Source organism: Roseateles sp. P5_B10 (genome assembly GCF_056400485.1).
The window spans coordinates 1-671 of the sequence record NZ_JBFULE010001502.1; the positions used below are offsets into that span (position 1 = coordinate 1).

At 63.0% G+C, this 671-nt stretch carries 1 protein-coding gene; it reads right to left on the reverse strand.

Annotated features, from left to right (window positions below; translation table 11 throughout):
• Window positions 1-146: 146 nt before the first annotated feature.
• The coding region (locus AC1DU6_RS34245) for a glutathione binding-like protein (RefSeq protein ID WP_477862901.1) at window positions 147-671 on the reverse strand (525 nt) is incomplete at its 5' end.

A 671-nucleotide genomic window follows, 5' to 3' on the forward strand; every position in this document is an offset into this window, starting at 1 on the left:
GTCTTCAGCTCGCCGAACAGATCCGCGTGCTGGAATGGCAGAAGGTCTCGTTCCTGATCCTGATGATCCTCGTCGCGGTGGCGGCAATCGACTGGATCTCCAGCCGACTGCGCTTTGCCATCATCGGCCGCCGCGCGGTGGCGTGATCACGCCGCCGCCTTGTGGCGCTCCTGTTCAGCCTTGAACAGTTCGAACTCTTCAGCGACGGCGCGCACGATGCTCGGCCGCTCGCGCAGGCGCTTGTGATAGGCCTTGGTCGCCGGCCAGTTTTTCAGATCCACCTCCGGCAATACCATCGTCCAGTTCAGCACTGTGACGAGATAGGCGTCCGCGACGCTGAACCTGTCGAGCAGGAACTCACGTCCGGTGAGGTGATTCTCGAGATAGGTCAGCCGCGACTGGCCGTTCTGCAGCGTATAGGCCTTCATCTCGGCCGGCGCTTTCTTGGCGAGCAATGGCACGAAAAATCCCTTGTGCAATTCGGTGCCAATGAAGCAGAGCCACTGCTGCAGCCGGCTCCGCTCCAGGCCTGAGCCAGCCGCGATCGGCGACTGCGGGAATCGCTCCGCGACATGCTGCAGGATCGCGGCGTTCTCGGTGAGGATCGCGCCATCGTCGGTGCGCAGCGTTGGCACCAGCCCGAGCGGGTTCACGCTGCGGAAATCCGAACC